The sequence below is a fragment of the Pseudoalteromonas sp. APC 3224 genome, from assembly GCF_030407535.1.
GTDB lineage: Bacteria > Pseudomonadota > Gammaproteobacteria > Enterobacterales > Alteromonadaceae > Pseudoalteromonas.
Map to the genome: position 1 here is coordinate 55,066 of NZ_JASDDF010000022.1, position 10,983 is coordinate 66,048.

Consider the following 10,983-nt stretch of genomic DNA (forward strand, 5'->3'; position numbering starts at 1 on the left):
TATTGGTATTGGTAGATAAAGGTTAATCCCAATTGAATTTATACAGTATGTCGACATTTTGATACAGGCCACTGGTTATTTCTATATATAACTTCGACATTAGCTGATAACGCACTGCCACTTCACTGAGCGACTCAAATACCCCCACGCTATATTTAACCTGCAAACTCGGTGCTAAATAACCTGATATTTCTACCTTTGTTTGCTCGCCACTACCTTTAGAGCTTAAGCTCACATCTGACAAGCCAAACGATTCACCGACTTTAGACACTAAGCTTTCGCTTCGGCTCACTCCTTGAGAAAGTAGTAATTGAGTTAACATTGCATCCGTTGAACTGTCGCCCTCCCCTAATGGTTGACCATTCAGCAAATACGCTAGGGCTTGTGCTTGGTCCATGCCCGGCTCTGAAAATACTTTTAAATTTGGCTGCTCAACACTGCCAGTTAAAGTAACACCTGCAATAACACCATCGGCGGTATTATTTGGGTTGCGAATAGCTTTAATATTTAAATGAGGCTTATCTATTGCGCCACTGAAACCAATTTGCCCGGTTCTAATTATTAAGTCTTGACCAAATGCCAAGTAAGTTCCTTCAATTAAATTAAGCTCACCAATGGCAATAATGGGTGAGTCTTGGCTCATTTTGATATCCATATCACCCACTACTTTTGACTCAAGTCCAAATGAGGCTACTCTGACATCATTTTTAACCGTTACTTTTAAATCAATATCGTAGTTATATGGGGCTTTTTTAGTATTTTGCGTAGTTTGATCCAAAATTATTTCATCATCACTAACCTGTACAGCCCCCTCTGGCAGCTCTTCAATTTCTATTCGACCATAAGGCACTACAACATCACCTGCCAGCTTAAGTGCATTGTCAGCTAAACTTATTTTTAACTCTGGTGATACTTTAAACACCACGCCTTGTTGCGCTCTTACAAAAAACTCACTGCCGACTACATTCATATTTACAGCTGGTTGTTCACCTTGCCAATCAACATTCCCCGTTAATTTTACCTGTCCGCCTTGAGGGTCATTTAAATCTCCCTCAATGGTGGCGTTGGATTTATTAAACGCCACATTAATGTTCGAGTTTTTAAGGGCAACAGGCAGTTGTTCACCTTCTAGGTTGATATTCTCTATGTTTAAATTTCCCTCTAACAAAGGATCTTTTAGTGTGCCTGCTAATGCAACTTGCCCACGAATGGCGCCATTAAGCTGCTCGAACGTATTTAAAAATGGCTGTATATCAGACAATAAAATTTTATCAATTTGAATATTACCGTTAAGCGTTTGCTTATTTTGAATATCATCAATATTAACTTTAGTCGTTACTTTACCCAAAACACTCGATTCTATATTAGCTTCTATTTGGCCAACCTTAGCATCAGAAAAAGCGCTTATGTTTAGCGTTTCTATAGGTAGCTTAAATCGATCTTCTTCGTTAATAAGTACCGCGTTAAGCCCTGATGAATTTAAATTAGCGCGTAGAGTTTTAAGTGTGCCTGCTTGCCAATTAGCAGCAAAGTCTCCCGCTATATCACCACGTGTTATTACATTCTCTGGTAACCAATGTTTTAGCTCTCGCAATGCAAAATTGGCCAGTTTTACGTTAAGCTGGCCTAATTCGCGGGTTTGATTCAATCTATCAATACATAACTTACTATTACTCGATTGCCAACAATGCGCACTCACATCAAAGTCGCCCGTTTTCGAATTTATAGTTACGGCTATATCTTTAGCATTTTCAAAGCTAAGCGTTTTATCACTTACACTAATATTACTGAGTTCACCTTGCCAAATCGCGTTAGCAAGTTTGCCATTTAGTTCAAACGAGGCAGCCCCAGCATCAGCATCAATAGATGCACTCAATTGATGATCGGTTTTATCACCACTGCCGACTATTTCCACTTTATTAATTTGATGATTCATAACACGCGCTGAATCAAGACTAACGCTGATATCTGTTTGCCAATCGGTAGCGGTGTCTAACTGTGCTTTTAACGCCAACTTATTAATATTAATTTCGTCATAAATAAACTGCTCTAGCTTTAACGCTAAATCAACTGCAGGCGTCAACCGCTCGCCTCTTATACTTAAATCGGCTTTACCGTTAGCAATAAACGGAAGCTTTGCATCATCATTACTTTGCAGCGCAATAGCCCCATTAATCTGCCATTGCTGATCAACTTCGCCGGTTAAGGTTAACCTGTTTGTGCCGCTGCTAAGGTTAAATTTATTTACAGTGGCTTTAAGTTCATCATTTAAGTTAAATTGAGCAGCAAAATTAAGCGGTACATCATTTAGTAACCCGCTTAATTGGGTGTCATCCATACTTAATTTCCAGCTATTTGAACTGGTAACAAATGCCCCTTTAAACTGCCCTGAAATATCACTGGTAAGTGTGTCAGTGAGGTATTGCGCTTTTAAACTCGATAGCGCCCCGCTAAAGTTAGCACTAACCCCACTTTGCCAGTCGATATTCGCTTGGATAGTAGCTTGGCTCTCATTCGCTTTAAGGGCTAACTTTTTTAAGTGTGCTTCGCTCAGTGAGCCATTAATTTGACTGTTAAAATTCACAGTTGGATAAGCACCTAACTGACTATTACCAAATAACGATAACTGATAATCGTTAGCATTGCCTTGCGCGGTTAATTTTACGTCGGTTATCTTTAACTCTTTACTTGCTGTTTCGATAATCCACTGCTCTGCACCGCCATTGATACTAAATGGATAATTTGGTTGTTTGAGATTAGCCGTAGCAGCAAGTTGGAAAGGAAATGATTCACTGCTTTTTATATCTACATTGAGCTTTTCTAAGTCTCCGCCTATTTGCATATTGGCATCATAACCATGCCCTTTTAGACTGATATCGCCATTAATTGGTAAGCGGCCTTTAAGCTTTGCGTTAAGTGCAGTATTAAGCTGCCACTGCTGATAATTTGCAGACAATGAAGCAACGTTAATCTCAGAACCTATTAGCTTCATTTGTAGCGCAATATTATTTACCACATTTTGCTGTGCATTCTGCTCCACTGTGAACTGCGCAATATTAAACTGTTCTAGGTAAATATTGAGTGGCGACATAAATGCGATATTAGGTAATGCTGGTAACTCAGTAATTGGGGTAGAACTGGCTGTATTTTCACCAGACTGCTCTTTTAACGCGATTAAAACACTCGGAATATTCACGTTTTTAATTTGAATATCAGCACCTTGTGCCTTTGCAGCAATCTCCATATTATTAACAACTACGTTTGCACTTGTGTGATTTAACACAAACTCACTGACCGCTAAACGCTTAAGTGCAATATTAAATGGCAAACTGATTTGTTCCAACGGTTCGTTAGATGTATCAGGAGAATTAGATGACGATGCTGGTAAGTTTAGTTTTATAGACCGGGCACTTAAGTTATCAATACACATACCATCACAGTGCCACCAAAATAAATCTAGTTTAAGCTGCTGAGCATCAAGTAATAAACCGTCACGCTCAAAGCGAAAATTAAACGCATCATTATATAAAAAACGCCCGCTTTTTATTTCAATTTTTAAGCCGTCAACTAACTTATTGGCGCTATAAGCAATTAGCTGGTTACCTGGAGCTGTAAAAACAACGCAAAACAATGTCACTAATACAGCAACAACTAAGGTGCTAAGTGCTGCAGTGACTTTTTTAAATACAGACATTAAATTTCCGGCCCTATGGTAATACTTAAACGAGTGCTTTTGCTTTCTTTAGTGAGTCCCCACGCATGATCTATTCTTATTGGCCCTATAGGCGTTAAATAACGAAAACCAAAACCTGCACCAACTTCAAATTGCTCAGAAAAATCATTGGTTGCCGTCCCCCCATCAACAAACAAGGCTGCTCGCCAGTTTTTGGCAAATTGATAATTATATTCAGCAGTCGTCGCGATCAAATATTTACCACCGATGCGATCCCCATTGTCATTTTCTGGTGAGATTGATTGATAAGCAAAGCCGCGCACACTTTGATCGCCACCAGCATAAAACCTTAATGAATATGGAACATTGTTAATATCGTCAACTAACATGGCCCCTAAGTTTGCTTTTAAAAACACAAGGTGCTTATTAAGATAAGTGCGCAACCATGCATGCTGTAATTGCACCCTAACAATATTGGTACTAGAGAGTACACTATCGAGACCAAACTCTGCTGATATAGACCACTGCTCTCCCGAATAAGGGGTGGTACCTCCCTTCGATTGCTTTCGGGCATAACTGACACCTGGTAATAACATTTCTGTGGTGCGTTCTAGCCCGTCGCCAATCCGATAGGTTTCTTGCTCGCGCCTGATAAATGCAGTTCTTATCCATTTTTGCTCGGTGAGCCATTGCCTTTGCAACTGCGCGGTTAAAATTTCACTGTAAATATTGTCGGCTAATTCATCTTCGAGCTTATAGCCTGCTGATAAACGCCATAAATCATCATTCGGATTATTAACAGGGATGGTATACGCCATAGAAATATCTTGTTGTTTTTTTGCAATATTAAGATTGCTTTCTAGGTAGTGTCCTTGCTCCGTGATCCATGGTTTACTCCACTTAAACCGTACCTTTGGACCCAGTTCGGTATTGAACCCGCCACCAATTTCGTAGCTATTTGCGGGCTTATGTAATACGTCCACTTTAATAGGCACTTGGCTGTTTTTTCTAGCTGAAATATCAGCGTAAACACGCACGCTTGTAAAATAAGGAGTGCTCGATAAATCTAGGTTGTAGTCAGCAATCTTAGATGCTTTATAGTGCTCACCCATTTCAAACGGAGCTAAAGAGCGAATGTATTTTTCTGCTGGGCTTTGATTGGTAATTAACACATCGCCAAAACGATAACGTATACCACTTTCAATGGTGAAGGTAATAATAGCGCTGTGTTTTTTTAATGACACTTCAAATTTTCGGGCAGGCCATTTTGCGTCAAAGTAACCATGCTCCAACAAAACGGATTCAATTTTTTTGTAGGCTGCGCTATACATTCCATGATTTAAAATGTCGCCTTGCTTTAACTCTAAACTTTCAATAACTTGCTGAATTAATGGGTCATGTTTAGCTTCCCCGTTAACGCTAATATTAAGCGTCTCAATACGGGTTGCGGAGCCGCGCTCAATAGTCGCAACAAGCTCATGCTCATCTTTATTAAAATCGATAGTCACATTTGAACTGTAATAACCTAATGCCTTTAAGCTATCTTCAACTTGCGATTTAGCGTAACGACGCAGTGAGCGCGTTGGTTTTTCACCCACTAAAGGTTTTAAATAAAGAGCAACGTTGTTTTCTAACTCTCCACTAATTCCTTTTATTTCATAATCTTCAATTATATTGTCAGCTGCAATAGCGAAAAAGCTCAAAAATAAGCAAAAACAAATAACGGATTTTAAAAACTGATTGAACAAGTAATCATCCTTACTATGTACCCATAAAAAACAACAAATTAACGACACAATAATAGCATAGCGATAATGAGCCTAACATTAACTTAATCATTATCAGCGTCTAAAATATTAGCTGGCTCTATGCGAATCTTTTAAACCGCTTTGAGCTTAACTAAAAATTCTTGCGCTTTAATGATTTATTTTGGTTACAATAGCGCTAATGAGTAAACACTAATTTTATGAGTTTTAAATGCAATTTCCTGATGATGATAATGGCCAGCTTCTTGCTGAAATTTCCGCCGCCGGTGTAGATTTAAGTAAAATGCAACAAATTGATTTTTACATTTTATTTGAACAACAGGCTGATGCCGAAAAATTTGCAACTGAGATTGTAAACGATGCATTAGTGCAAACTGCTGATGTTGAGAAATGTAAAGATACCGGTGTTTGGGAGGTAATAGCCCATGTACAAATGGTTCCAGAGCATGCACTTTTAGGCCAAGCAGAACAATATATTGAAAGTATCGCTAATAGCTTAAATGGTTATGGCGATGGTTGGGGATTAGACGCAGAAGAAGTATAACCCTAATTTCATGATGAATGAGATATCCAGCTTAGCCTATCGGCTTAGCTGGTTTGCTTTTCTAAAGCTGCCTTTATAATCAAAAAGTTTATCTGCCACTTTCCAGCCATACTTTTTACTTTTTCGAGCAATCACAAAATCCGGTGGTATTAAATCAAACTGGGCTTTTATAACTTGCTCTGCACTGATAAATTCAATTGGTGACTGTCCCTGCCCTACACGCTTACCAAATTGCTTATTAAAGTAATACTGTGATCCTTTGTTTGCTAAATCAAAAACTTCATCACAACTGGCTCCGTCTTCATCAAAATAAGTAACTTTTAACAATTGCTCTTTAAGTTTAGTCACACTCAAGCCACTACAACGAAGGACTAATGCATCTTTAAGGTTTAAGGCATTACGAAGCTTATCATCAGGATCGGCCATCACAGCACCACAGTCATGGCATTTTCGAGCAGCAATATCATTTTGTGCGCCGCACTGCTCACACTCTTTAAAACGAAAACGATAATCGCATTGCTCGCTTACCCCATTATCGTCTTCCAATAAGCCTTGGCAACGCCTACCAAAGTGCTCGATTACTTTGCCATCAGCGTCTGTTTTACCCCAAAATATATTGGCAAAGCCACACCCAGGACACAGCACTTGCACGGGTTCATTATCACTATCGCCTTTTTTATCACCCACCTCTGGGTAAAATAAATCAAAGCCATTGCCCGCATAGTCAATTACTAAACAATCATCTTTACCCTCAGCCAACCTTAAACCTCTACCGACAATTTGCTGGTATAAACTTACTGACTCTGTGGGCCGTAAAATAGCAATAAAATCAACATGGGGGGCATCAAAGCCGGTTGTAAGAACCGATATATTCACTAAATACTTTACTTTTTTAGCTTTGAATTGTTTAATTATTTTATCGCGTTCGCTATTCGGTGTATCTCCGGTGATCAGCGCACTTTGATCCTCGGGAAAATAAGTCATTATCTCTTGTGCATGCATAACCGTAGCTGCAAATATCATCACGCCATGGCGGTTCTCACTATATTGAATAACTTGCTGTAAAATTGTTTGAGTTGCACGGGTCGATTTTTTTAACAGCGCATTCATATCCTCATTACTATACTGCCCAAATGCATTGCTAGTTAAAGATGAAAAGTCATAATGGCTAATTGCAGCATCAACCTCTTTAGGGGGAGTTAAGTAGTTATGCTTGATCATATAACGCAAAGGTAATTCAAAAATACAGCGTTTGAATGGGCTTTCCTTATTACCACGCACAAAGCCATGATAATGATGCTGATAAATCCAGCCTAGCCCTAGTCGGTAAGGCGTCGCGGTTAAACCTAATACTTTTAATTCAGGGTTGTGAGATTTAAGTGCATTAATAACTTTTCCGTATTGGCTTTTCTTTTCGCCATTTACTCTGTGACACTCATCAATAATAAGTAATGAGTAGTGCTCATTAAGTTTATTTAGATTACGCGATAACGACTGCACACTGGCAAAGGTAACTTGGTGGGTTAACGATTTCTCTTTGAGACCTGCGGAAAATATACTCGCCTCAAGACCAAAGCTTTTATATTTTTGAGCATTTTGCTCCACTAATTCTTTTACGTGCGCCAACACCAATATTTTTTGTTTAGCAATACGCGCAAGTTCAGCTATCACCAAACTTTTACCCGCACCTGTAGGTAAAACAATAACAGCAGGTTCGTTAGTTTTTCTAAAATGTAAAACGGTACGTTCAACCGCTTCGCTCTGGTAGGGTCTGAGGGTGTAGGTCATAAGTCTAGGATGATCAAAAAAATGGATATTAGCAAAAAATTTGGGAAAAACTAAAAAAAAAGCCACGGTATACACCGTGGCTTTTTAATATGTTGTACTTAAATTAGAACTTAGTAGTAAAGTTCAACTGTAAATAACGACCTGTTACATCATAAGCTTCTGATACTGTATTAATACCAGTGCCGCCATTTGATGAACTTTGGTTCGCAACTGGTGGTTGCTTATCGAATAAGTTACGAACAGTTAATGTAACACTTGTGTTATCAGTAAAGTTATAACCTGCTGATACATCATGATAAACAACAGATGGGAAGTTATTATACTTCTCTAACGGTGTAAAATCAGTGTAGTTAAAGTTAGCACCTTCAACACTATCTACTGAGCGATCCCAGTAGCGCATACGCCATGAAACATTTAAATCTTCCATGCCATAAGTTAGGTTTAGGTTAGCTCTGTTATCTGGTGTAAGTACCTCACCAGCGTATTCAACTGTTTCGCCACTTTCAATACCTGTAGTATCGTATTTGCTTAAGTGGTTCCAAATTAAGTTAGCTCCAAAAGCACCATACTCTGTATCTAATTTGTATGCTAATTCAATATCTACGCCTGAAGTTTCGATGTTATTTTCGTTACCAGTACCTGAATTAACTTCTACTAATGCACCGTTCGCATCACGTAATGCGTTACCACCACAAGATGGGTCAAAGTTAGCTGAACTAACATCAAAACAACGATTAAGTACAGTAGTACGACTAGTACTTGATATTGCATCTTCTACTGAAATATCATAATAATCAACAGTTAAAGAAAGCTCTTCTGTCATCTGCCAAACAACACCTACACTGTATGTGTCAGCAGTTTCTTCTTTAACATTCTCGTTACCGCCAATAAAACCACCAGCGCTTTGAGCTTCGATCTGTGTAAGCTCAAATTTTCCATCAGCTGCTACACGCGCGGCAACTTCAGGAATTGACAAACAGTTTTGAGCTGCATTACCTGTGTCAGAAGCAGTAACGCCGCTACACGGATCTGTTACACCAGCAAAAGTCTCACTTCGACCACCGAATAAATCTGCAATATTAGGTGTGCGGATTGCTGTTGCAGCAGAAGCACGGAATTTAAGCGTATCTAATGGAGAGTACTGAATACCAGCATTCCATGTTGTCTGACCGCCAACAATTTCATGGTCTGAATAGCGAGCAGCTAAATCAACTTCAAGGTTGTCAAGTATTGGTAGAATTGTTTCAGCGTAGTAATCATTTGAGTAGTAACTACCATCTGTTGGTAACGACTTATTAGTACTAGAAGCACCCGTTTGAGCTAAATCACCAGGGTTAAAGAAACCACTTTCAAAACGGTGCTCTGCACCAAATGCAACTCCTACAAAACCACCAGGAAGCTCGATTGGTAATTGACCAACAAGTGATGCTGAAACAATAAATTGTTCAGTTTGACCAGCGATTTTTGCAGGCACTTTAATATAATCAACTGCTTCTTGAGATACTGTACCAGCGCCGAACAAATTAAGCGGTACACAGCCCTGTAAAATAGCAAGGTCGTCAGCACATTGTAGTGTGCCATCTGCATTCTCTACAACGTCAAATGCTTTGGCTGCTCTCTCGATATTAACTTGACCACCGCTGTCTTGACGTTGGTCTGTTTTACCCCAAGAAACATAAGTATTCAAAGACCAGTCATCATTTATAAACCAGTCAAAGCCAGTTGCGATACGGATTGTATCACGCTCTAAATCTGTAGAACGAGGACCAAACTCAACCATACGGCGAACCAGATTAGGGATATTATCATCCATAGTTAAATCAGGGTTAGCAGCCATTAAGTTTTGACGTAACAAATCAGGAATCATTGGGTTACTTAGCTTGATCCCGCCTACACCACCTCGTTCTGGAATAAACACATCATTAGTAGCGAATGGTGTTGGTTCAATTGTTGAACCATAAGTTTTTGAAGAGTTCCAGTTCATTTCAGCAAAAAATTGAACCTCATCATTAATATCTTGCTTGATATTTAGAGCTGCATATTTTCTTTCTAATGGTGTTACAAGCTGGCGAAAAGCTGCACGGTTAAAGGCTTCACCACCTTCAAGTCCTTGATAAGGTGTACCATCACCATTAAAACTACCAATACGTCCTTGAGGAGGGTAAGATGAGAATACTTTGTCTACGTACTCATTACCATTTTCATCAAGTAATATCGCTTCGTCAAACTCTGAAAAAGCACGGTCTGCAGGCTTTAGGCCTTTATCATCATCGTAACCAAAAGATGCTGTTACATTACCTGTGCTCCAGCTGTTACCAGCGGTTAAGCTTAATGAATACTTTTCGCGGTCACCCTCAGATGAAATACCAGTTTGTGCATTAACTTCAACACCTTCAACATTGTTACGGGTAATAATATTAACTACACCAGCAACAGCATCAGTACCATAAACCGCTGAAGATGCGCTTTTAAGGATATCAATGCGCTCAATCATAGATGCTGGAATAGAGTTTAAATCTACTGCGTAACCACTAGAAGGCGAACGGCCAGATACAAATCGACGACCATTAACTAATACAAGTGTTCTTGACTCACCAAGGTTACGAAGCGATGTTGTATTTAGACCAACACCAGAAGTGCTAAATGATGAATTAGATTGGTCTGCACCAGCAATTGTTACTGGAGACTGATTTAAGATATCAGAAACATTGATAGCACCCATTGCTACTATATCTGAACGACCAATTGTAGTAATTGGAACCGTAGTTTCTATATCAGTACGCTTGATACGTGAACCTGTAACCTGAATACGTTCAACTTTTTCAGCGCCTTCTTCTGCAGCAATTGTGCTTGCTGAGAAAGCAGCAGTAGAAGCTGCACCAAAAGCGATCGCTAAACGAACTGCTTTTGAAACTTTGTTATTTAACATTTGATTCTCCCTAGAATACTATTTGTTTTTTTATTTTTGACCACTTTTGTTAATTAAATTGTGATCATGCCCTAGATGATAATACTTTGACCACAACACGGTCAACATTAAATTAACCTTAAAAACACTTTAAGTGACGTCTCGTTATCATTTTTAAGTTTATTTGGTTCGCTTTTTAAGCTTTCTTTTGGATTTGATTTAAAAACAACCTAAAAATAAAAAGATAAGCACTTGATTTAAATGGAAATTATTAATTTATGTTAGATTTTTATTTTGTAGTGAT

The 10,983-nt window shown here is 38.9% G+C and carries 5 protein-coding genes; 1 reads left to right on the forward strand and 4 read right to left on the reverse strand.

Annotated elements, in window-relative coordinates; genetic code table 11:
• Positions 1–22: 22 nt before the first annotated feature.
• Positions 23–3,694 carry a translocation/assembly module TamB domain-containing protein gene (locus tag QL989_RS11535; RefSeq protein ID WP_290170585.1) on the reverse strand — a complete coding sequence of 1,224 codons (3,672 nt, stop codon included), beginning with the start codon at positions 3,692–3,694 and terminating at the stop codon, positions 23–25.
• Complete coding sequence (locus QL989_RS11540; RefSeq protein ID WP_290170586.1) at positions 3,694–5,421, reverse strand: autotransporter assembly complex family protein; 1,728 nt, start codon at positions 5,419–5,421, stop codon at positions 3,694–3,696. Before QL989_RS11540 ends, QL989_RS11535 begins: the two co-directional genes overlap by 1 nt.
• 229 nt (positions 5,422–5,650) lie before the next feature.
• Between QL989_RS11540 and QL989_RS11545 the strand changes: the two genes are divergently transcribed.
• Complete coding sequence (locus QL989_RS11545; protein WP_010388233.1) at positions 5,651–5,983, forward strand: ribonuclease E inhibitor RraB; 333 nt, start codon at positions 5,651–5,653, stop codon at positions 5,981–5,983.
• A gap of 36 nt (positions 5,984–6,019) precedes the next feature.
• Here the strand turns inward: QL989_RS11545 and QL989_RS11550 are convergent, their stop codons facing one another.
• Together QL989_RS11550 and QL989_RS11555 are read right to left on the reverse strand one after the other, a co-directional pair.
• Complete coding sequence (locus tag QL989_RS11550; RefSeq protein ID WP_290170598.1) at positions 6,020–7,771, reverse strand: DEAD/DEAH box helicase; 1,752 nt, start codon at positions 7,769–7,771, stop codon at positions 6,020–6,022.
• A gap of 103 nt (positions 7,772–7,874) precedes the next feature.
• Positions 7,875–10,700: a TonB-dependent receptor gene (locus tag QL989_RS11555; RefSeq protein WP_290170587.1), complete on the reverse strand. Its 2,826-nt coding sequence runs from the start codon at positions 10,698–10,700 to the stop codon at positions 7,875–7,877.
• Between the last annotated feature and the right edge of the window lie 283 nt (positions 10,701–10,983).

What these genes read in the sequence shown, in the direction of transcription:
- QL989_RS11535 (WP_290170585.1), bottom strand. Translation starts at nt 3,694, where the DNA reads ATGTCTGTATTTAAAAAAGTCACTGCAGCACTTAGCACCTTAGTTGTT.
- QL989_RS11545 (WP_010388233.1), top strand. Translation starts at nt 5,651, where the DNA reads ATGCAATTTCCTGATGATGATAATGGCCAGCTTCTTGCTGAAATTTCC.
- QL989_RS11550 (WP_290170598.1), bottom strand. Translation starts at nt 7,771, where the DNA reads ATGACCTACACCCTCAGACCCTACCAGAGCGAAGCGGTTGAACGTACC.
- QL989_RS11555 (WP_290170587.1), bottom strand. Translation starts at nt 10,700, where the DNA reads ATGTTAAATAACAAAGTTTCAAAAGCAGTTCGTTTAGCGATCGCTTTT.